Genomic DNA, 22,200 nt, shown 5'->3' with positions numbered 1-22,200 from the left:
CTCCTGGAGTGAGCGTGCTTACAGCACCGAGGCGTAGATGCTGTAGATATCGTCGCGATCGAGGGGACGCGGGTTGTTGATCAGCAGCCGCTCAACTTTCAGTGCGTCATCGGTCAACCGGTCAAGGTCCTCAGGCGTGACGCCCACTTCATGCAGGCGCTGGGCAAAGGGCATGCGTGCCACCAGGCGGGTCATGAAATCGATAAAGCCATCGCAAGCCTCAGCCGCACTGGCAAACCGCTGCCCCGGCAACACCGCCGCGGCCAGTTGCGCATACAGCGGTTCGGCCGCTGAGCGGTTGAAGTTCAGTACGGGAACCAGTACCAGGGCATTGCTCAACCCATGAGGGACATGAAAATGCCCGCCCAGTGGATAAGCCAGCGCGTGCACCGCGGCCACTGGCGCGTTGGCGAATGCCATGCCGGCCAGCATCGAGCCCAACAGCATGTCCGAACGCGCCTGCAAGTCGTCCGGTTCGGCCAGTACCCGGTCCATGTTGGCGGCCAGCAGGGTCAGGGCCTGCACGGCCAGACCATCGGACAACACGTTCTTTTTGTGCACGCTGGTGTACGCCTCGATGGCATGCACCATGGCGTCGACCCCGGTCATGGCGCTGACCGCTGGGGGTAAGCCGACCGTTAGCCGGGCATCGAGCAAAGCGATGTCGGGATAAAGCAAGGGGCTGACCACGCCCTTTTTCTCATGGCTGGGGGTGGTGACAATTGCTACCGCCGTCACCTCTGACCCCGTTCCTGCCGTGGTCGGAACCTGAATCAGCGGCAAGCGTGGCCCCTTGGCCAGACCGATACCGTAGATGTCCTCCAAAAACTGCGTCTGGCCGCAGAGCAAGGCCACCAGCTTGGCCGTGTCCAGGGAACTGCCGCCACCCAGGCCGATCACCACCTGTGCCCGGCACTGACGCGCAACCTCAACCGCATCCTGCACTGATGCCGCAGGCGGATCGGCCTGCACGTCACTGTACAACGTGACCTGCAAACCGCTGTCGCGCATGGCTTGCAACGGCGCATCCAGCAGCCCCGCACGCAGCAGTCCCGGGTCGCTGATCAGTAGCACGCGCTCGGCTTTCAATTCGCGACACAGGGCGCCAAGGCGCAACGCACCATCGATTTCGCAGATCACCCGCGCAGTGGTTTCAAAGATAAATTTTGACATGGTGGCCCCTACCCTACGGTCACACTGCCGCGCTCGATGCGAAACAACGCATCGACCAGATCGGCAGAGTGAGTGTCATCAGATTCAGAAATCAGCACGCACAGTCCTTCCTGCCCCAGCTTGGCGATCACTTCGCTCAAGCGGCGGGAGAGCACCGGCGCCACACCTTCAAAAGGCTCGTCGAGCAGCAGCAACTTGTTGCCCGGCATCAATGCACGCGCCAGTGCCACCAGCTTTTGTTGCCCGCCGGACAGCTGCATGGCCTTGCGGTCACGGAACTGGGCGATTTCTGGAATCAGGCTGTAGACCCATTCCAGGCGGCGCTGGCTGTCAGCCAATTTGTTGGCCCAGACTGGCAGCAGGATGTTTTCTTCCACGGTCAGCGACGGGATCAGGCGCCGGTCTTCGGGCAGGTAGCTGATACCCGCCCCGGCGCGGGTGAAACCGGCCAGGCTGCGCAGGTCCTGACCAGCAAAGGTGATCGAGCCTGAATCGGCGTCCAGCAGACCCATGATGGCGCGGATCAGGGTGGTTTTGCCCGCACCATTGTGGCCGATCAGGCCCACCATCTGCCCGCTTCCCACCTGCAGGGAGACGTCATGGAGGATGGGCACGCCTTCGATCGAAACTTGCAGATTGCGAATATCCAGACTCATTGCGCTGCCCTCTTGTGAGCGTTCGGGCCACCGGTCACAAACTCTTGCACCCGTGCGTTGGCCAGCACGTCCTCGGGGGCGCCATCGGCCAGGACTTCACCACTGTAGAAAGCCATGATCCGCGACACATAGCGGCGAACCACGTCCATGTCATGTTCGACGAACAGCACCGTGACCTGATGCTGAGCGACAACCCGCATCACGGTGTCCATCAGCGCGGTTTTCTCCTCGGCGCTGACTCCGCTGGTGGGTTCGTCAAGCAGCAGCATCTGCGGGTCGCCGATCAGCGCCATGGCAATGTCGATCAGTTTGCGCACGCCTTGCGGCACAGCCGTGACCGGCGTATCCCGCCAGCGGCTGATATCGAACTCGGCGAGGATCGCATCCGCCTGGGCGATGCGGGACGCATTACGCATCGGTGCCAGTAACGATGGAAACGGACTTTGTGCGGCCGACACGGCGATGAGCAGGTTATCCAGCACGCTCAGTTGCGGGAACAACTGCGCCACCTGGAACGAACGGGCCATGCCGGAACGGGTGATTGCCCGGGGCGTATGGCCAATGATCGACTGACCCTTGAACAGAATCTCGCCACTGCTGGGTTTCAGGTAGCCGGTGACCATGTTGATAAAGGTGGTTTTACCCGCGCCGTTGGAGCCGATCACGCCGACCACTTCGCCTTTATGGATGCGAACATTCACATCCTTGGCAGCCGTGACTGCGCCGAACGACTTGCACAGGCCCTTGGTTTCGAGGATGCAAGTCATGCTTTTGCTCTCCGTGCTTGCCCGGTGAACAGGCTCCATAAGCCTTTAGGCAGAAAGATGATGATTGCCAACAAGGTGAAGCCCAAAATCATCTGCCAGCTGTGTGGCACCAGCTCGATGGCGTAGGTACGCACCACTGCAAACAAAATGGCCGCAATAAACGGCGCCGCCACATGGGCTGTGCCGCCCAGCAGCGCGATAAAGACGAACTCGCCCGAGGTGATCCAGTAGGCCATTTCAGGGTCGATATGCCCGGCAGACAGGGCCATGAAACCACCGCCCAATGCCGACACCGCTGCCGCTGCAACGTAGTTCATGTACAGCACCCAGCGTGGGGACTGGCCCAGGTATTCAACCCGCACTTCGTTTTCACGGATGGCTTCGCACATCATCCCGGCGCTGCTACGGCTGTAGCGATGCAGCAACACCGCCAGCAATCCCGAGCAGGCCACGATGATGACAAACAACGCCAGCGGCGCTTGCCCTGAAGCCGGGGTCCAGCCGAACAAGGTCCAGGCCTTGACGTTAAAGCCGTCGGTGCTGCCCAGCGCCGAACTTTTTACCAGCACGCCGTAGAGGATCATCGAGAACGCCAAGGACAGCATGGCGAAGAAAATCTCCCGGTAGCGGGTCATCAACAGCCCCAGCAGCATGGCCAACAGCACCGCGGCGCCCACCCCGATCACCAACAACATGGCCAGATCGGTGATGTCCAGAAAGTGCCCGCTCATGCCCACGGCGTAACCGCCCACACAGAAGAACAGGCCCTGGCCGAAGGTCACCAGACCGGCGCGCATTTGCATCACCACGCCCTGAACCACCATGGCCTTGGCCAGCGCCATCGTCAGCAGGAACACCAGCCATTGCGGCGCGATAAACCCACCGGCGGCCAGCAGCACGGCGACGCCGAGCAGAATCAATTCGGTTTTACTCAGGCGCATATCAAATTTTCCTCGCCAGTACACGGCCGAACAGCCCTTGAGGACGCACTGCAAGCACCAGCGCCATTACCCCGTAAATCACAAAGAGTTCGAACTCCGGGGCGTAATGCACCGCCGCGGCCCGGCTCAAGCCCACCAGTAATGCACCGATCGCGGCGCCTTCGATGCTGCCCATACCGCCGATCACCACCACGGCAAATGCCAGCACGATGACTTCCACCCCCATGCCCGGCACCACCGAAATAGCCGGCGCAGTCAGCGCGCCCGCCAGCGTGCCGAGCATGGTGCCCAGCACAAACACCAGGGTGAACATGCGCCGCACATTGACCCCCATGGCCATTGCCACTTCGCGGTCGTGAATCACGGCGCGCAGCACCTTGCCCTGATGCGTGCGCTCCAGCCACAGCCACAGGCACAGCCCCAGCACGGCGGAAACCCCCACCAGCATCAGGTCGTAATTGGAGACCTTGAGTCCGGCCAGGGCGCTGCGGCCCATCTCGGCGTAAGGCTGATAAGCGAAGTAAGGGTTCACGCCCCAGATCATCTTCATGGTGTCTTCAAGCACCAGAAGCAGCGCGTAAGTGATGATCACCATCAGCACTTCGTCGCGTCCGTACATAAAGCGCAACAGGCCCCGCTCGATGATCAGGCCGACGATCAGGCCCGCTACCAGCGCGCAACCCAGCATCAGCAGATAGCCAGCCCAGACCGGGCCAATGCCGTTGTTGAAATACCAGCCCACCAGCGACGCAGCGGTGTAGGCGCCAATGGCATAGAAGCTGCCGTGGGCCATGTTCAGGATGCGCATCACCCCGTAAATCACCGTGAGCCCTGCCGCAACCAGAAACAGCCACGAGGCATAGATGGTGCCGTCAATCAGCACCGCGAAAAGACTCATCATAGAGGTCCTACCTTGTCTTTGATTCTGCAGGAGGACGTGAGGCGCCCCGATAACTCGTAGCAGCTGCCGCAGGCTGCGTCCGGCGACGCAGTCGTCGTAAACCCGCGCACGCGATCATTCAGTCAAAACCCGGAGCGGGGTTTTACGATCGCTTCGCAATCGGACGCAGCCTTCGGCAGCTGCTACAAAATCGGTTCAGGACGCACATCCCCGAGAGTGGTCAGTTGCACTGAGCGCCAGGGAAACCGGCCTTGATCCACTCCAGCGCAGTGGTGCCATCCGGCGGGGTCACGCACTCACCGGAAAAGGCGATGACGTTTTGCACGCTGCCTTTTTTGTTCGCCGGGTCGTACTGGTACTCGCCGTAGGCGATGCCCTGCATGGCCTGGTGACCATCGGCTCGAGCCATTTGCACAGTGCCGGACACCGACTCGAAGGTTGAGCCTTTGAACGCCGTGGCGATTTGCAGCGGAGTCGGGATTTTTCCGGACTCGACCTTGGCATTTTCAGCCGCGTGCTTGAGGCCGAGAATCGCCTGGGCCATTTTGCTGGCCGGGTAAGTCGGCGCGGTCTTGTAAGCCGCTACGTACTTGTCCTTGAACCAGCGGTTGAGTTCGTTATCCGGGGCAAAGGCGCCGAACGGGCCACGGCCGCCAATGATCATGCCGTTGGGTGCCTGATCCTTGTAGCGGTCGATGGCCGACTCGCCGCAAGTCAGGACGGCCGTTGCGTCTTCGAGCAGACCTCGGGCGTTGGCTTGCAGCACCAGCGCTTCCATGTCGCCACCCCAGAAGCTGGAATGAATGATGTCGGGGCGCTTGACCGAAATCGCCGAGATTTCAGCGCCGTACTGGCCCTGGAACACTTTGGGCATCTGCGACTCAACCACTTTGGCCTTGGGCATCAACTGCTCCATGGAATGGGTAAAGTCGTTCCAGCTGTCCTGGCCCCAGGCGTAGTTTTGCTGAATGCCGGCGACCTTCTGCGCATCCGGACGAACCTTGGCCAGGTATCGCGCCGCGCCGATGTTGTCCACTGCCGCATCAAGGCTGGTACGGAATACGTACTGCGGGGTTTTGTCTTCCTTGAACAGTTGCGACGTGCCGCAATCGTAGAACACCGTCATCGCCCCCAGCTCTTCAGCCACCGGCGCAATGGCCAGGCAGTCGCCGGACGAGATGTACCCCACCACCGCATCGACCTTCTGACGCTGCACCAGGTTGCGGAATTCCTCGACCTGCTTGGCGGCCCCGCCTGCCTCATCGATGATCACCACTTCGATTTCAGCGCCGTTGATCCCCAGCTTGTCGTAGGGTGCAGGCAACTGCCCTTTATTCAGGCCTTCGACCAGCACCTTGGCGGCATTGGCCGACGGCTCACCAAACGGACCGGCCGCCGGACCGGACAGGAAGGTCACGATACCAATGCGGAACTTGCCGTTTTCAGCGGCCTGCACACCCGCGCTCAAGGACAGGGCCAGACCGGCAGCAGTGATGGCAAATGCCAAAGGGTGTTTCAACATGCTTTTCTTGGAATTATTCATGCTTGGTTCTCGATGGATGAGTGAGCGGCTAAGGCTCGTCAACGGGTTTTCGTGCGGCCAGTCGCCGCTTCAGCGTGGCGCTGTCGAGCTGTAGCTCTTGCGCCGAATACACCGACCAGTCACCCAGCATCAGTTGGGCAGGCGGGTAAGCGGTAGTGGGGACCGGCGAGCCAATGGCCTGGCTCTGCTGGATCTGATGGGTCACAGGGTCGATGCGCGAGTACGTGCCGGGCGGGTCTTCCGGCAAGGCGATTTCAAGGCCTTCCAGTGCACGGATCAACGCCTGGCTGTCAGTTACGCCCCCGGTCTTTTCAAAGGCTTTGGCCAACACCATGACGCCGGTGTAGGCGCCTTGGGCGGCATAGGTTGGATAGCGCCCGTTCAACCGATGAAAGCGCTCAACAAACGAGCGGTTGCGCTCGGTGTCCGGCCAATTGTTGTGATGCCGGGCAGACAGGATCAGCCCCGCCGGGGCCTTGTCGCCCAGGGCAACCAGAAAATCGAAATTGGCCCCAGTGTCGAAGTTCGCCAGTCGCGAGGTTTCCAGCAAGCGGGAACCCGCGGCCTGTTTGACGAAGGCATGGAAGTCGCCGCCCCAGATGGCCGAAACGATAATGTCGGGTTTCGACTGTTCCAGCGCGGTGATGTAGGGCGAGTAATCAGGCTCATACAGGCGCGGCCAGAGCTCAATCACATCGTCGAATTTCACGCCCAGCTGGTTCAGGGCGGCATGCAGGTCATCCCGCGACACGTGACCGTATTCATAATCGGGGCCGATAAAGGCCAGGCGCTTCCAGCCGGTTTTTTTCTGCAGTGCTTGCAGGTAACGGGCACCGGCCGCCATGGACGTCCAGGTATCGTTGGTCACGCGAAAATAATAGGGGTGGCCGTTTTCAAGGGTCATGCGCGAAGACGCATGATCAGTGCCGATCATCAATACTTTTTCCTGGCGGGCCAGTTGGCTGACTGCCAGCGCGACCCCGGACGAGACCATGCCGCACAGCACCTGCACACCATCCTTGTGGATGAAGCTTTTGGCCAGGCTGACCCCGTACGAGGCCTTGGACTGGTCATCATCAATGATCACCCGCAAGCGTGGCACGGGTTCACCGGCCTGCTGGCGGGCCTGCAATTCGTCGAGGGCAACCTGAATCCCGGCAATGCTGTCTCGCCCGTAGATGGCCGCACGTTCGGTCATCGGATACAGGCAACCCATCGTCAGGTCGGCCTGGGCCGCCGGCACGCCGAGCTCCAGTCGACCGACCTCGGCCCACACAGGCGAACCCATCAGCAGACCAGCCAAAGCCAGGACGCAAAAATGCCATGAACGCATCGGGTGCATAAATTCCTTTGGGCGTTGAAAACGCCTCTTGTTAAGCAGCGAGAGGGATACAGCAAAGGGTGTGCCAAGCCGGTAAACCAGAGCGAACACGGCCTTGTAGCCGCTGCCGAAAGCTGCGTCCGGTTGCGAAGCGACCGAAAATCATGAACGCCGGACGCAGCCTGCGGCCGCGGCGACAGATTGGCGTCTGGCGCGCATGTTGAGCGCTAACCGCTCAACATGCGCGCAACCCTGAGCGGTTAGCGCTCGGGCGAGCGCTCAATGCCCAGGCGTTGCAGGCGACGCTTGAGTGCATGCCGGGAAATCCCCAGCAGTTGCGCGGCCAGGCCCTTGTGGCCCGCCGTACGGGTCAAGGCATCGGTGACCAGCTCACGCTCGGCACGTTCGAGTTGATCGCCCAGCACCAGCGCCGTGTTGTCGGGCAATGCAGACTCTTGCAACTGCACGGGCAGCATCGCGGCACTGATCCCCTGCCCCGGCAAAAGAATAGTCAGACGCTCCACCAGGTTCTTCAGCTCGCGCACGTTGCCGGGCCAGCGATGACGGCGCAGCCGCTCGACGCTGTCAGGCAAGAACCGGATCGGACTCACGCCCTCTTCAAGCGCCTGACGCTGGGCAAAATACCGGGCCAGAAGCAGCAGATCTTCTTCACGTTCACGCAAGGCCGGGATATCCAGGGTGATCACGTTCAGACGATAGAACAGGTCTTCACGAAACCGCCCCAGGCGCACATCGTCGGCCAGGTCCCGATTAGTGGCGGCCACAACCCTGACATCCGCGCTGCTGGCCTGACTGGCACCCACGGCGCGGTAGTTGCCGTTCTCCAGAAAATGCAAAAGCTTGGCTTGCAGGCTCAGGGGCAACTCGCCAATTTCATCCAGGAACAACGTCCCGCCATTGGCCTGACTGACCAGCCCGGCCCGCTTTTGGTGGGCGCCCGTGTAGGCACCCTTTTCGGAGCCGAACAGCTCAGCCTCAATCAACTGCTCCGGCAAGGCCGCGCAGTTGACCTCGATAAAGGCGCTGCCAGCGCGCGAGCTGTAGCCGTGCAGGGCCTGGGCCACCAGCGTTTTGCCAGTGCCGGATTCGCCCAGCAGCAGAATTCGCGTTGCCGAACTGCGGGCAATACGCTGCACGGCCCCATGCAGCGCCAACATCACCGCGCTCTGCCCTTGCAGGCCTGCCGCCAACTCGCCACTGGTGATTGGTTCCGGCACATCAAGGGCCAGAGTGCTGCTGATAGTGGCAAGCAAGTCATCCAGCTCAAATGGCTTGGTCAGGTAATCCGTTGCCCCGCCCTTGACTGCCTGCACCGCGGCCCGAGTGTCACCATGGGCTGAAATCATGATCACCGGCAGCAACGGGCTGCGCTGGCGCAAGCCGTCCAGGGTGGCCATGCCATCAATGCCCGGCAGGCCAAGATCGAGCAGGACAATGTCGATGTCATCCAGGGGATGTTGCAGTGCCGCTTCACCACTGCTGGCCGTGCTGATGCGCATACCCTCCTCGCGCAATGCATAGCTGAGCGAGCGCACCAGCGCTTCTTCATCATCGACGATTAAAACGTGAACATCGGGCATCAGCGACTCACTTCAATTCGTTCTCTGTAGATTTCAGGCCGATACAAAACCCGTAGCAGTAGCCGAAGGCTGCGTTCGATTGCGAATCGATCGTAAAACCTGAATGTGTGATTTACCTGACTCCGCGCATGCCCCGACTTTATGACAGCTTGGTCGGGGTGCCGCATCACGCCGGACGCGGCTTCGTTCCTTCGGCAACTGCTACGAATTATGCTCATCGCCTGTGTCATTCGCAGCAGCCGGGCAATCCAGTACCACCCGAGTGCCCTCGCCCACGGTGCTGGCGATTTCCATTCGGGCGCCGTTGGCCTCCAGCAGTTGCTGGCTAATGCTCAGCCCCAACCCCGTGCCACGGGCTTTAAGGGTAAAAAAGGGCTGGCGAATATTCTGCAAGTCGGCGGCGGAAATCCCGCACCCCTGATCCGTGATCACGATACGTACCCGCCCTTGCCACTGCTCGGCGTCGAGCCTGACTGTTTGCCCCTCGCTGCTGGCTTGCAGGGCGTTCAGGCATAGATTGAGCAACACCTGCTGGGCCTGATCCGGGTCGATAAACACCCGCAAGTCAGGTGGCGCAGTGCACTGGAAATCGATGTTGCGCGCCTGCATCTGCGGCGTCACCAAGTGAGCGGTCTGCGCAAATAGTTGCGCCACTGCCACCTCTCGCGGCATGGCCGGGCGCGGTCTGCCGTACTCCAGCAAGTCATTGGTCACCCGTGAAAGGCGGTCGATTTCCTGGACCAGATCACTCAGCAACAGGCGCCGTTGCGGCTCTTGCTCACGGCGCAGCAGGGCCTGGACGGTAGTTTTCATGGTTGCCAGCGGGTTGCGCACCTCATGGGCAACACCGGTGGCAAAGGTACCGAGCACCGCGAGGTTTTCTGTGCGTACGGTTTTTTCCATCACTTGGGCCAGACGTTCGGCCATCACGTTGAACGCCCGGGCGACATGGCTGATTTCGTCATCCCGGGGTTGCTGGGCCAGACGATAGGTGAGGTCGCCCATGGACAGTTGATGGGCGCCCTGTAACAGCGTGCTGACCCGTGAACGCAATTGCCGGGAAAGGGTGAAAAATACGACCAGGATAAACCCGATGAAACCCGCAGCGACCCAGTACAGCCACCATCGGGCATCGTTGAGCGGCTTGAGGATCGCCCCCGGTTCAACGCTGAACACCAACTGCCAGCCCGGCAGAATGACCGGCCCTTCATGCCATTGGACCGGCGCCTTGACCTGTCGCCCAGTAGGGTCGACAAACGCTGCGCCGGGTACGCGCAACAGCGGCGCAACCACACCGCTCATGCCCGCACTGACCAGCAGCTCGGTCAAGGACGCCAGGCGTAAATGCAGCGCAATCCGCACCCGCTGATTGGTACGGCCACTGCGCACACTCTTGCGGATTAGAAAGCTGCCCGAGCCCCCCGCTTTTGGCAGCAGCGGGCCAATGACCTCGACATCACCCACCTTTTGCACCGGCAAACCCGCGATGGACCAGTGCTCACTGCCCCAGTAAGGCTCCCCGGAGGCAGACTGGCCCGGCAACACCTTGACCAGCCGATCCTGCTCATCGAAAAACAGCACCCCGTACATAAAGGGCAAGTCCCCCTCAAGCTTGAGCAGCGAGTCCACATCACTGATCAGGGGTGACTGGTCGACGATGAAGTCCGGCATGTTGGGATGATTCGACAGGGCCGAGAGCTGGTAAAAACGGTCATCCAGAAATGACGACAAGCGGTTTGCCGTCGACAGCGCCTGAGCGTCAAGCCGCTCACCGGTCAGACGGTTGAGCAGGTCCTTGGCCAATTGCTCATAAAGAACGGCAAGGGTGATCAGGGCAATGCTCATCACGAATACCGACAGCAAGGTATAGCGCGCTACCAGGCTGCGGTGCGGCCGGGCCAGCCAATGGAGCAACGCGTGGAGGGAGGCATTGAGGGTCATGGCATTCTGATTGTTTTTTTAATGGCCCCAGCATAGGGATCGACCCTGCGCGCTGTCCATGACAAACAGACCTTTGAGTTGCGATCCGGTACCGCACTCGATTAATATACGTTTCATATACATTTCATATTGAGCACTCAGATGGGCATCGTAAAAATTTCGGACGCCACCCATGAAAACTTGCGGGTCGCCAGCAACGCACTCAACCGTTCAATCAATGCGCAGGCAGAGCACTGGATGCGCATCGGCATGTTGACCGAACTGCATCCCGACCTGGATCACAACCAGATCTGCCGCCTGCTGATACGGGCTGAACTGCAGGGCGGCCTCGATTTGAAGCAATTGTGCGAACTGGCTGACGCCACTGCGGGAGCGGTTTGATGAGAACCAGCGTTGTTATCAATACCCCGGCGCAAATCGCCCAGTCCAAGGTCGCGGGCAAGCTGGCAGCCGAAGTGCTGGCCATGATCGGCGAGCACGTGAAGGCTGGCGTGACCACCGACCAGCTCGACCAGATCTGCCACGACTACATCGTCAATGTGCAAAAGGCCATCCCCGGCAACGTGGGTTATCACGGCTTTCCGAAAACCGTGTGTGCGTCGGTCAATGAGGTGGTGTGCCACGGCATTCCTTCTGGCCGTGTGCTGCAGGACGGCGACATCGTCAATATCGATATCGCAGTGGTCAAGGATGGCTGGTTCGGCGACACCAGCCGCATGTACTTCGTCGGCGAGCCAAGCCCTGAAGCGCGGCATCTGGTGAAGACCACCTACGACGCCATGTGCGCCGGTATCCGGATGGTGCGCCCTGGCGCGACCCTGGGTGACATTGGACATGCCATCCAGACCCTCGCCGAGAAAGAAGGCTTTAGTGTGGTCCGCGAGTATTGCGGCCACGGTATTGGCAAGGTCTATCACGACGAACCGCAGGTGCTGCACTACGGCTACCCGGGCCAGGGCATGAAACTGAAAACCGGCATGATTTTCACCATCGAGCCCATGCTCAACGCCGGCAAGCGCCATGTGAAAACCCTGCCCGATCACTGGACCGTGGTCACCAAGGATGGCTCGCTTTCGGCTCAGTGGGAGCACATGGTGGCCGTGACTGACGACGGCTTTGAAGTGTTGAGCCCGTGGCCCGACACAATGGCCGATTACCCCGCCATCGTTTGATGAGCGACCGGGGGGAGCCAGGCTCCCCCTACACCCCCCCAGGCACCTGGTCCAGCCGCTCGCGCAAAAATTCGATCAATGCCTGCACCGGCAGCGAACGCTGGCGATGCTGTGGATACACCGCTGATAACGCCAGCGGCGCGCAGCGGTAATCGTCCAGCACCCGTATCAGTTGCCCGCTTTCCAGAGCCGAGCCGACGATAAAGGTCGGCAGGTAGGTAACGCCCAATCCGGCGACGGCCGCATCTCTGAGCACCTCACCATTATTGACCCGCATGCGCCCGCTGACGTTGATGGTCAGGGGCTTGCCCTGCCCTTCGAAGCGCCACTGCACTTGCCGGCCATGGCCATAGGGCAGGCAATCATGCTCGTGTAGGTCCTGGGGTTTGAGCGGTGTGCCGCGTTCGGCCAGGTAGGCGGGGCTGGCACAGTACACCCGCTCGATGCTGGCGATACGGCGGGCAATCAGAGTGGAGTCTTCAAGCACGCCAATGCGCAAAGCCAGGTCATAGCCTTCGCTGAGCAAGTCCACCGGCCGGTCGCTGAGGTCCACTTCAACGGTCACGCCGCTGTAGCGCTGCAAAAACAACGGCAGCAGGCAGCCCAGATGCGCCATGGCGAAGGACAACGGAGCACTGACGCGCAGGGTGCCCCGTGGCTCGCTGGTCTGCCCGGCGATGCCCTGCTCCATGTGCTCGACGTCGTTGAGCAAGCGCATGGCCGACTCGTAATACGTTTGCCCCAGCGGCGTGACATCCAGTCGCCGGGTGGAACGGTTGAGCAGACGCACCCCAAGCCGCGCCTCCAGTTGCATCAGCCGCCGACTCACGAATTGCTTGGACAGCCCCAATTGGTCGGCCGCCGCCGTGAAGCTGCCAGAGTCCATGACTTGGCAAAAAATACGCATATCTTCGAACGGGTTCATTGTCATGACCTGGTGGACAGTTAAACCCTTTATAGCGGCTTTTTCCCTTTTCAACACCCGTCTATTCTCTGTTCGCTGCAGGTGTATTCGTGGGAGCGAGCCTGCTCGTGAAGCCCTTCAGTTTTAGAGCCTTCGCGAGCAAGCTCGCTCCCACTCATTTGCCTTAATCATTTCGGAGTTTGCCCATGTCCTTTCTCCTCGATCACCCATTGTCCTGGGCTGCCGTACTGCTGGTGATCGATGCCGCACTCTGGCATCTGGCGCCGTTCAGGCAGCGTGTCACGCGGGTGGGTGTGCGTCTGGCGCTGTTTGCGGTCTTCAGCACGATCATCATCAACGCAGGGATCAGCCCGTTGCAGGCACCGCTGTTTAGCGATGACCGGGTGGCGTTATTGGGGGCTACTGCGCTGGGAATTGTGTGGTGGCTGTACGCGGCGCGGGTGCTTACCGAAGTGATTGGCCTGGTGCTGATGCGCCGCATCGGTCACAGCGGCCGCCTGCTGCAGGATGTGATCGGCGCACTGGTGTTTCTGGCGGCCATCGTGGCGGCCGCCGGTTACGTGCTGGAGTTGCCGGTCAAAGGCTTGCTGGCGACCTCCGGGGTGGTAGCGATTGTGGTTGGTCTGGCATTGCAGAGCACCTTGAGCGACGTGTTTTCCGGCATCGTGCTCAACACCACCAAGCCGTATCAGGTGGATGACTGGGTAGTGATCGACGGTGTCGAAGGCAAGGTGCTGGATATCGACTGGCGCGCCACCCATCTGCTGACCAGCGCGGGCAGCACGGCGGTCGTGCCGAACTCGGTAGCGGCCAAGGCCAAGATCGTCAACCTGAGTCGCCCCACCCATCTGCACGGCGTGTCGATTAGCATCCAGGTGCCCAACCATGTCCGCCCGCGCCGAGTGCTCGATGCGTTGGAGCGTACGTTGCAGGGCAGCAGCAGCCTGCTGCTTAACCCTGCGCCCAAAGCGGTGCTCAAGGAGGCAGGCGAGATCATGTCCGAATACGTGGCCAGCGGGTTTATTGCCGAGCTGGCTAAAAAAAGCGAGGTGCGCAACCAGCTGTTCGACCTGGCGCATCGGCATCTGGAGGCAGCGGGTATTCCGCGCCAGCCTGATGCGGTGATCGAACCCGCGGGCCGGGCACGGGCATTGCTCGACGAGGTGAAAATCTTCCGCTCGCTGAGTGAAGAAGAACGGGACCAGATCGCCCACTCCATGGTTGCCCAGCAATACGCGGCCGGTCAGGTGGTGCTGGCTCTGGATGAGGTGCCGGACAGCCTGATGGTCATCGCCACCGGCGTGGTCAGCGTGACCGTACCCGACGAAGCAGGGCCTGTCGAAGCCGGACGCATGGGGCCCGGTGAGATCATGGGCGAAGAAAGCATCCTCACGGATTCGCCGTCCCAGGCGACCTTTACCACGCTGACTTCAAGCATCATTTATCGGCTCGACAAGTCGGTGACCCGCGAATGCATGGCGCAGCGCACAGAGGTAGGACGGGCGTTGAGCAGGTTGCAGGCCGTGCGTGAACAAAGTAGCCGGATGGCGCTGATGGCCGCGCCGGCACCGGCCATCAAAGGCGGTTTTTTGAGTTGGTTGCACAGGCGCTGAGCGGATACCACTCGCCCCGTAGCAGCTGCCGAAGGAACGAGGCAGCTGCTACGGGGGTTGATCCATCCAGGGAGATTACTTAGCGGTCAATACCGAATAGCTGTTCATCAAGTTGCGGTAGTTGGGGATGCGTGGCGACAGCAGGTTGGCCAGGCCTTCCATGTCATTGCGCCAATCCCCTTGCAGCTCGCACGCCACCGAGAACCAGTTCATCAACTGTGCACCCGCTGCCGTCATCCGCGCCCAGGCGGCCTGTTGCACGGTTTCGTTGAAGGTGCCCGAGGCATCTGTCACCACAAACACGTCAAAACCTTCAGCCAGCGCCGACAGTGTTGGGAAGGTCACACATACATCCGTCACCACGCCCGCAATGATCAGCTGCTTGCGCCCGGTCGCCTTGACCGCCTTGACGAAATCTTCGTTGTCCCAGGCGTTGATCTGGCCCGGACGCGGGATGTACGGGGCGTCCGGGAACTGTTCCTTGAGCTCCGGCACCATCGGGCCATTGGGACCGTTTTCAAAACTGGTGGTGAGGATGGTTGGCAGTTTGAAAAACTTGGCCACATCCCCCAGCGCCAGCACGTTGTTCTTGAATTCGTTCGGCGAGAAATCCTGGACCAGCGAGATCAGACCGGTTTGATGGTCAACCAGCAACACCACAGCATCATCTTTGTTCAGGCGCTTGTACGGAACATTGCTCATGTGAAACTCCTCGAGAGATAGGTGTTACAGGATCAAAATGCGAAACACGAGCAGCCAAAGGCGCCCCAAAAACCGGCAAAATCGCTGACCGGTGCATTCGACAAACGTGCTTTTTCATGGCCATGGGCATGCACCGCGCACGGCCCGCTGCAGAGGTGAACCTGCGCCTGCAACGGCGCACCCGGGCGCCAGTGCCCAGGAACTGTCACCACCGGCGACCAGTCGGGCAACACCGGTACGCGGGCCGGTCCAAGCTTTTCGAAGTCGCCGGCGGCGTACACCACCTTGCCGCCCACTACGGTCAACACCGACTCGATCCATTTGATGGCTTCTTCGTCGACGCTGAAAAAATCCGCGCTAAGGGCAGCCACGTCGGCCAGTTGACCAACCTTGATCTGCCCCTTCTTGCCCTGCTCGGATGAAAACCAGGCGCTGCCGTGGGTGAACAGCTCCAGTGCGGTCAGCCGGGGCAGGCCTTCGGCGTGCAACTCCAGGCCACCGACGGTGCGACCGCTGACCATCCAGTACAGCGAAGTCCAAGGGTTGTAGCTGGATACGCGGGTGGCATCGGTCCCCGCCCCCACCGGCACGCCTTCGGCCAGCATGCGTTTGATGGGTGGCGTGGCTTCGGCCGCTTTGGCGCCGTAACGCTCGACGAAATACTCGCCCTGGAACGCCATGCGATCCTGAATCGCAATGCCGCCGCCCAGCGCCCTCACCCGCTCGATGTTATGGGGTGTGATGGTTTCGGCATGGTCGAAAAACCACGGCAAGCCATTGAACGGGATATCGCGATTGACCTTCTCAAACACGTCGAGCATGCGACTGATGGACTCGTTGTACGTGGCGTGCAGGCGGAACGGCCAGCGCTGCTCCACCAGATGGCGCACCACCGGCTCCAGTTCGTCTTCCATGGTGTGCGGCAAGTCGGGGCGCGGCTCAAGGAAGTCCTCGAAGTCCGCTGCCGAGAACACCAGCATTTCTCCCGCACCGTTGTGCCGCAGAAAGTCATCGCCCTGGTGCAGCTTCACGCTACTGGTCCAGTTCTTGAAGTCAGTCAGTTCTTCCTTGGGTTTTTGCGTAAACAGGTTGTAAGCGATACGGATGGTCAACTGCTGATCTTTGGCCAGCTGTTCGATGACCTGATAATCGTCGGGATAGTTCTGGAAACCCCCGCCGGCATCAATTGCACTGGTGAGGCCCAGGCGGTTGAGTTCGCGCATGAATTGGCGGGTGGAGTTGACTTGATACTCCAACGGCAGCTTCGGCCCCTTGGCGAGGGTCGAGTAGAGAATCATCGCGTTGGGCCGCGCCACCAGCATGCCGGTCGGATTGCCGTTGGCATCGCGTACGATCTCGCCACCCGGCGGGTTCGGGGTATCACGGGTATAACCTGCCACTCGCAGCGCGGCCCGATTGAGTAAGGCCCGGTCATACAGGTGCAGAACAAAGACCGGGGTGTCCGGGGCCGCCTGGTTGAGTTCTTCCAGGGTGGGCATGCGTTTTTCGGCGAACTGGAACTCGTTCCAGCCGCCCACCACGCGCACCCATTGAGGCGTTGGTGTGCGCTCGGCCTGTTCCTTGAGCATGCGCAACGCATCGGCCAGCGAGGGCACACCTTCCCAGCGCAGTTCGAGGTTGTAGTTCAGCCCGCCACGGATCAGGTGCAGGTGCGAGTCATTGAGACCCGGAATGACACAGCGACCTTTGAGGTCAATAACCTGCGTGTCCGTACCACGCAGGGCCATCGCCTGAGCATCGGTGCCGACCGCCACAAAGCGGCCCTCGCGAATGGCAACGGCGCTGGCCTGCGGGTTGTCGCGATCGACAGTATGAAATCGGCCATTGAATAAGATCAGATCGGCGTTCATCGCGTTTCCTTGGGCTCAGTGGGGGCAGTCAGCCAGGGCGCGAATACACGCGTCGCCATTGGCATAAACAGATAGACCACCGAGACCACGATGGTCAGCGTGATCACAAAGGTGGCAACCACGTAATGGGAGAAAAAGGGGCTCAAGCCCAGCAAGGGCTTCCAGAGCAGCGGCACCAGCAACGTATGCGGGAATATCACCATCAGCGTCAGCACGGCCTGCTTCCAGCGGGGCGGCGGCGGGCGGGATTCTGTGTGAGGCGCAAACCAGAACTCGTTGGCCGGGTTGACCTCGGTCTGGTCGCCGTCCGCCAGCATGGGCGTGGCTTCGTTGACCAGTTCACGTCGTTGCGGCGAGTCCAGCCAGCGCTGCATGGCATCGGTGGAGCAAAAACGCAGCACACAGGTGTAGGTGTCCAGGCCAGCACTCTTGCCAGGTACGACGTCAACGCCCAGATGTCCGTCCCACTGCCCGGCGATCCGCACAATCTTGCGCAGCCATTCGTTGTAGGGCACTTCAAAACCGGCCTTGACCCGATGCTTGACCACCAGGGTCACAACCTCATCGACTCCCCGGGCTGGCGGGTCGATCTCAGTGGATTCAGACATCACAAAAAGCTCCAACCACATCCAGACAAATATTCCCTGGCGAGACTTCCACCGCGGGAGCCAGCAGGCTCGCTCCCACGGCGGACAGCGACAGGGTTTCAGTGAAGCACTGCGTTCAGGTCTTGAGGAACGCCAACAGATCGGTGTTGAGCTGATCCTTGTGGGTGTCAGTCAGGCCGTGGGGCGCACCGGGGTAGACCTTGAGCGTAGAACCTTTGACCAATTCCGCCGCCGCGATGCCGGCGGCTTCGATCGGCACCACCTGGTCGGCATCGCCGTGGACCACCAGGGTCGGAATGTCGAATTTCTTCAGGTCTTCGGTGAAGTCGGTTTCCGAAAACGCCTTGATACAGTCGTAGGCGTTTTTGTGGCCGCTGGTCATGCCCTGCATCCAGAACCAGTCGATCATGCCCTGGGAGGGTTTGGCCCCCGGCTTGTTGAAACCAAAGAAAGGACCGCTGGCGAGGTCGATGTACAACTGTGAGCGGTCCGCCAGCGATGCCTTGCGAATACCGTCAAAGACCTCAAGCGGCAGGCCGCCGGGGTTGGCCTCGGTCTTGAGCATCAAGGGCGGCACCGACGAAATCAGCCCTGCCTTCGCCACCCGCCCCGTACCGTGGCGGCCGATATAGCGCGCCACTTCACCGCCGCCGGTAGAAAAGCCGAACAGCACGGCATCTTGCAGGTCCAGCAGCTCGATCAACTGCGCCAGGTCATCGGCGTAGGTGTCCATGTCGTTGCCTGCCCACGGCTGGCTGGAACGGCCATGACCGCGGCGATCATGGGCAATGACCCGATAGCCCTTGGACGCCAGGAACAGCATCTGTGATTCCCAACTATCGGCGTTCAGCGGCCAACCATGGCTGAAAACCACGGGCTGCCCCGTGCCCCAGTCCTTGTAGTAGATCTCGGTGCCATCACGGGTGGTGAAAGTGCTCATGGGGCGGTCATCCTTGTGCAAGTGCAAAGAGTTCTCATCTATCTTGGCAGGCATCGATGACAGCACAACTGCTCTGGTAGGAGCGTTACGGCCATATCGGTGCGCACCACGGACAATTGAGGTTAGCTGAACTGTTCCCGGTACTGCGCGGGGGTCAAGCCGAGTTTTTCAGTGAACAGGAAACGCATGTGCCTGACGCTGCCAAAGCCACTTTTGAAGGCCACGGTCTTTAGTGGCAACTCACTGGTTTCCAATAAGTTTCTCGCTCGATCGATACGCGCACCCTGGAGAAATTCCATAGGTGTCATGTTGACCTCCCGGGCAAACACCCGGGCAAAGTGCCTCGGACTCATGCTGGCCATCCTGGCCATGGAGTCGATACTGAAGGCGTGATCGAGGTGTTCGAGAATATGGTTCTGAACCCGGGTTATGGGGGTTTCCTGGGGCCCAACCGAGGCCATCAGTGGACTGAACTGCGCCTGGCCGCCCTGACGTTTCATGACCACCAGCAGGACTTTGGCCACGTCCAGGGCAATTTTTTTGCCGTGGTCATTGGCGACCACCGACAGCGCAAGATCAATACCGGCCGTGACGCCGCCAGACGTAATGAGATTACGGTCCTGCACGAAAATCTGATCGATCTCGACATCGGCCTTCGGGAAGGCTTTGATCAGCCGCTCGGTGTAATGCCAATGGGTAGTGACGCGGTAGCCATCGAGCAAACCGGCGAAGCCCAACACGAATGCCCCGGTGCAGATCGAACCGAATTGCCCGGCCCGTGTGACGGCGCCCTTTAGCCACTCCAGCAAAGCCAGCGGCTTGTGGTGGTAGGCTCCCGGACCACCGGGCACCAGCAGCAAATCATAGTGCCCGCTGGCCTGATCTATGGGCAGATCTGCCTGCAGACACACGCCGTTCGAGGCGCGCATCAAACCTGGCTCGGCCCCCAGAGTGGTCAACACATACTGCTGATCCGGCGGTAGATAGCGGTTGGCAATGGAGAACACCTCCATGGGACCCGCCATGTCCAATAGCAGGAAATCTGGAAACAACACGATGGCCACGGTTTTCATAGGTCAGGTATCACTGTGAGCAGTTGCATGAACGAATTTCCCTGTGGGCTTACCAATGTTGCGCTGCTTACCGCCTGATGTTTAAGCGCAGATCAGGAGCGAACGCAGGAAAATAATACGTGATAAATCCGAAAAAATTGTCAACCGTGAAGAGACAGTGTTTCAGTTTCCATCTACTTAATTCATCCAAGATCAACCATTAAGCTTCTCTCCATTCGGACGAATCAACGTCCACACAGGAGATGTCATCATGCTTACCCTTCGCAAAGCATCTGATCGCGGCGCCGCCAACCATGGCTGGTTGAAATCCTTCCACACCTTCTCATTTGCCAACTATCGCAACCTGGATGAGCAAGGGTTCTCCGACCTGCTGGTGATCAACGACGACCGCGTGGCAGCGGGTAAAGGCTTCGGCCAGCACCCCCATCGCGACATGGAAATTTTCTCCTACGTGCTCGACGGTGCGCTGGAGCATAAGGACACTCTGGGCACCGGCTCGGTAATCCGCCCGGGTGACGTGCAATTGATGAGCGCCGGCAGCGGCGTGGCACACAGCGAGTACAACCACTCGCACAGTGAGCCTGTGCACTTTTTACAAATCTGGATCGTGCCTGAGGTGGCTGGCGCCAAACCCCGCTATCAGCAAGAGCATTTCGACACGCAGAAGAAACGCGGGCGACTGCAACTGATCATCTCGCCCGATGGCGCCGATGGTTCGCTCCACGTACGCCAGAATGCCCGGGTGTACGCTGCCCTGATAGACGGCAACGAAAGCGCCACGCTGGAACTTGCCGCCGACCGCTACGCCTATGTGCATGTGGCACGTGGCAGCGTCGAACTCAACGGCATGGCCCTGCAGGAAGGTGACGGCGTGCGAGTACGCAAGGAGCAACGGTTGACCTTGAGCAATGGCAGTGACGCCGAAGTGTTGGTGTTCGATCTGCGGGCGCAGGAATTGCCGCAGATGCCGTGAGGCACACCTCGGTACCGCTCGCCCAATGAGTAACGGGCGAGTGGGACGCTCTGAGAATGGTTTCTATGCAGAGGCCGTCGGCGGGGAGTATGAAACTCAGCCAAGGAGGGATATGAGGCGACAGTCGATTGTCGATCAGAAATAGCTGACAGCGACACGCCTGGATCAATTGCTACAACGCCGCCACTTTAAAAGAAGCCAGTGCACGCCAAACCTGCCAGGTCTTTTTGGGGAGCAAAACAGATAAAGGGTATCCCCATGGGAAAGCTGGCCGCTAAGCAAATTGAAAACCTGACAACCCCAGGCACCTACGAGGACGGAGATGGCCTACATCTCCTGATCAAGCCCAACGGGAAGAAGTATTGGGTACTGCGCTTCCAGCCCTGCGAAAAGCGCAGGGAGATGGAGTTAGGCACCTAACCTGCAATCGGCTTTAAGAAAACTCGGCAAAACAGTCGTGCGAACGCAAGCAGGGGGAATTCATACCGTGCCGTTATCTGATGCGCTTATCGCTCTGCTCGAAGCTCTCCCACGGATCAATAACGTTGCGGCGCATGGACCAAAAGGACCGGGATGATGGTGGGTGAGCTTGAGGGTGAAAAAGGCCTCAAGCGCAAGTTTCAGTCCCTATGGGATTGGTCGCTGCCAATCACCAATCAGCTCCTCCGCCCCACGCTTGTCTACTCGGTAGACTTTCCCGTCTCGAACTAACTCTGCATAGCCTTTGAAGAAAAAACCTCTTTTATCATAGCGCACAGGGATTATGACCTTGCCTGTTTTATCAATGAATCCCCAACGGCCATCGATTGCCACTGTAAAAAGATTGTCATTCAGGTATCTGCCGGCCCATACGTTATAAGCAATCTGATCATAATTTAGCGGCGTTATTGCATTGCCTTTCAAGTCATATATCGTGCCATCTCGCCTACCCTTAAAGGCAATTATAAACCCTTCAGATATAGATGGCTTCGATCTAAGTACCGGTTCAATTATGTCGCGCCCTTTATTATTAATAACCCCCCAGCCATGCTCGCCCTTCACGACTGCCAGGTTTCCCTGCTCCTTCCTGAAATAGTCTATTTCTTTATACAAAAAAGGAATAATTACATTTCCACTTGCATCTAAATATCCACATTTCCCCTCAACGCAAACGCCCACAAGCCCACTATTAAAATTCAAACCTCTGTCGTATTTAAAAGGTATAGCGATTTTTCCATGCCGATCAATATAACCTATCTTTTTTTCCACTCTGGCAGCACTAACACCTCCATTGAATAACAAAACATTTTTGTATATTGGAGGAATCACAACGACACCATTTTTATCTTTAGCCCCCCAGTGCTTATTCAACTCAAAAGGAATTGGGTACTTGTCTGCAGCATTTCTCTCAGCCGATATCCAGCCAGAAAAAACGCCAATAACAACAAAATAAATCACGCTTTTAAATACCATAATAACGTCCAAACTTTCGGATAAATC

At 59.5% G+C, this 22,200-nt stretch carries 21 protein-coding genes; 5 read left to right on the top strand and 16 right to left on the bottom strand.

Annotation, left to right across the window (positions count from 1 at the left end; translation table 11 throughout):
* Positions 1-18: 18 nt before the first annotated feature.
* The 9 genes from RGV06_RS22105 to RGV06_RS22065 all read right to left on the bottom strand — a co-directional run bounded on the left by RGV06_RS22105 (position 19) and on the right by RGV06_RS22065 (position 10,844).
* Positions 19-1,173 carry an iron-containing alcohol dehydrogenase gene (locus RGV06_RS22105; RefSeq protein ID WP_048350861.1) on the bottom strand — a complete coding sequence of 385 codons (1,155 nt, stop codon included), beginning with the start codon at positions 1,171-1,173 and terminating at the stop codon, positions 19-21.
* Between the two features lie 8 nt (positions 1,174-1,181).
* Positions 1,182-1,829 (bottom strand): ATP-binding cassette domain-containing protein, encoded by a 648-nt coding sequence (locus RGV06_RS22100; RefSeq protein WP_322151401.1) that lies wholly within the window; start codon positions 1,827-1,829, stop codon positions 1,182-1,184.
* A complete protein-coding gene (locus RGV06_RS22095; protein ID WP_019827538.1) occupies positions 1,826-2,596 on the bottom strand; it encodes an ABC transporter ATP-binding protein in 771 nt (256 codons plus the stop codon). Before RGV06_RS22095 ends, RGV06_RS22100 begins: the two co-directional genes overlap by 4 nt.
* Positions 2,593-3,537 (bottom strand): branched-chain amino acid ABC transporter permease, encoded by a 945-nt coding sequence (locus tag RGV06_RS22090; RefSeq protein ID WP_322151398.1) that lies wholly within the window; start codon positions 3,535-3,537, stop codon positions 2,593-2,595. Before RGV06_RS22090 ends, RGV06_RS22095 begins: the two co-directional genes overlap by 4 nt.
* A 1-nt stretch (position 3,538) precedes the next feature.
* A complete protein-coding gene (locus RGV06_RS22085; protein ID WP_322151396.1) occupies positions 3,539-4,438 on the bottom strand; it encodes a branched-chain amino acid ABC transporter permease in 900 nt (299 codons plus the stop codon).
* Positions 4,439-4,658: 220 nt separating this feature from the next.
* A complete protein-coding gene (locus RGV06_RS22080; protein WP_019827532.1) occupies positions 4,659-5,981 on the bottom strand; it encodes an ABC transporter substrate-binding protein in 1,323 nt (440 codons plus the stop codon).
* A 28-nt stretch (positions 5,982-6,009) separates the two neighbouring features.
* Positions 6,010-7,314 (bottom strand): ABC transporter substrate-binding protein, encoded by a 1,305-nt coding sequence (locus tag RGV06_RS22075; RefSeq protein ID WP_019827530.1) that lies wholly within the window; start codon positions 7,312-7,314, stop codon positions 6,010-6,012.
* 248 nt (positions 7,315-7,562) lie between these two features.
* Positions 7,563-8,903: a sigma-54-dependent transcriptional regulator gene (locus tag RGV06_RS22070; protein WP_198821213.1), complete on the bottom strand. Its 1,341-nt coding sequence runs from the start codon at positions 8,901-8,903 to the stop codon at positions 7,563-7,565.
* A gap of 201 nt (positions 8,904-9,104) precedes the next feature.
* Positions 9,105-10,844, bottom strand: a complete 1,740-nt coding sequence (locus RGV06_RS22065; protein WP_019827527.1) for a sensor histidine kinase — start codon at positions 10,842-10,844, stop codon at positions 9,105-9,107.
* Positions 10,845-10,985: 141 nt separating this feature from the next.
* Between RGV06_RS22065 and RGV06_RS22060 the strand changes: the two genes are divergently transcribed.
* A complete protein-coding gene (locus RGV06_RS22060) occupies positions 10,986-11,225 on the top strand; it encodes a ParD-like family protein (protein ID WP_019827525.1) in 240 nt (79 codons plus the stop codon).
* Complete coding sequence (map, locus tag RGV06_RS22055; protein WP_019827523.1) at positions 11,225-12,016, top strand: type I methionyl aminopeptidase; 792 nt, start codon at positions 11,225-11,227, stop codon at positions 12,014-12,016. The genes RGV06_RS22060 and map overlap by 1 nt, the downstream gene beginning before the upstream one ends.
* A 28-nt stretch (positions 12,017-12,044) precedes the next feature.
* Here map and RGV06_RS22050 read toward each other — a convergent pair whose 3' ends face one another.
* Positions 12,045-12,941 carry a LysR family transcriptional regulator gene (locus tag RGV06_RS22050; RefSeq protein ID WP_019827521.1) on the bottom strand — a complete coding sequence of 299 codons (897 nt, stop codon included), beginning with the start codon at positions 12,939-12,941 and terminating at the stop codon, positions 12,045-12,047.
* A 185-nt stretch (positions 12,942-13,126) separates the two neighbouring features.
* On the opposite strand from RGV06_RS22050, the gene RGV06_RS22045 reads away from it, so the two are divergent.
* The gene (locus tag RGV06_RS22045) at positions 13,127-14,554 is read left to right on the top strand and encodes a mechanosensitive ion channel family protein (RefSeq protein WP_322151392.1); all 1,428 of its coding nucleotides are present in this window, start codon (positions 13,127-13,129) and stop codon (positions 14,552-14,554) included.
* 75 nt (positions 14,555-14,629) lie between these two features.
* Here RGV06_RS22045 and ycaC read toward each other — a convergent pair whose 3' ends face one another.
* The 5 genes from ycaC to RGV06_RS22020 all read right to left on the bottom strand — a co-directional run bounded on the left by ycaC (position 14,630) and on the right by RGV06_RS22020 (position 19,748).
* On the bottom strand, positions 14,630-15,256 hold the full coding sequence (ycaC, locus tag RGV06_RS22040; RefSeq protein WP_019827519.1) for an isochorismate family cysteine hydrolase YcaC: 627 nt from the start codon (positions 15,254-15,256) through the stop codon (positions 14,630-14,632).
* 32 nt (positions 15,257-15,288) lie between these two features.
* Positions 15,289-17,127 carry an amidohydrolase gene (locus RGV06_RS22035; protein ID WP_019827518.1) on the bottom strand — a complete coding sequence of 613 codons (1,839 nt, stop codon included), beginning with the start codon at positions 17,125-17,127 and terminating at the stop codon, positions 15,289-15,291.
* Positions 17,124-17,735: an antibiotic biosynthesis monooxygenase gene (locus RGV06_RS22030; protein WP_037032651.1), complete on the bottom strand. Its 612-nt coding sequence runs from the start codon at positions 17,733-17,735 to the stop codon at positions 17,124-17,126. The genes RGV06_RS22035 and RGV06_RS22030 overlap by 4 nt, the downstream gene beginning before the upstream one ends.
* Before the next feature lie 115 nt (positions 17,736-17,850).
* Positions 17,851-18,675, bottom strand: coding sequence for an alpha/beta fold hydrolase (locus tag RGV06_RS22025; RefSeq protein WP_046809422.1), 825 nt, complete (start codon positions 18,673-18,675; stop codon positions 17,851-17,853).
* A gap of 122 nt (positions 18,676-18,797) precedes the next feature.
* The gene (locus RGV06_RS22020) at positions 18,798-19,748 is read right to left on the bottom strand and encodes a GlxA family transcriptional regulator (protein ID WP_322151388.1); all 951 of its coding nucleotides are present in this window, start codon (positions 19,746-19,748) and stop codon (positions 18,798-18,800) included.
* Between the two features lie 250 nt (positions 19,749-19,998).
* On the opposite strand from RGV06_RS22020, the gene RGV06_RS22015 reads away from it, so the two are divergent.
* Complete coding sequence (locus RGV06_RS22015) at positions 19,999-20,721, top strand: pirin family protein (protein WP_019827511.1); 723 nt, start codon at positions 19,999-20,001, stop codon at positions 20,719-20,721.
* Positions 20,722-20,979: 258 nt separating this feature from the next.
* Complete coding sequence (locus RGV06_RS22010; RefSeq protein WP_416194565.1) at positions 20,980-21,141, top strand: Arm DNA-binding domain-containing protein; 162 nt, start codon at positions 20,980-20,982, stop codon at positions 21,139-21,141.
* A 207-nt stretch (positions 21,142-21,348) separates the two neighbouring features.
* On the opposite strand, the gene RGV06_RS22005 is transcribed toward RGV06_RS22010, so the two are convergent.
* Positions 21,349-22,173 carry a WG repeat-containing protein gene (locus RGV06_RS22005; protein ID WP_322151385.1) on the bottom strand — a complete coding sequence of 275 codons (825 nt, stop codon included), beginning with the start codon at positions 22,171-22,173 and terminating at the stop codon, positions 21,349-21,351.
* Between the last annotated feature and the right edge of the window lie 27 nt (positions 22,174-22,200).

This window comes from Pseudomonas sp. CCI3.1 (assembly GCF_034313985.1).
Lineage (GTDB): Bacteria > Pseudomonadota > Gammaproteobacteria > Pseudomonadales > Pseudomonadaceae > Aquipseudomonas > Aquipseudomonas psychrophila.
Note: the sequence above shows the minus strand (reverse complement) of the source record. Positions and strands in the feature narration are given on the sequence as shown.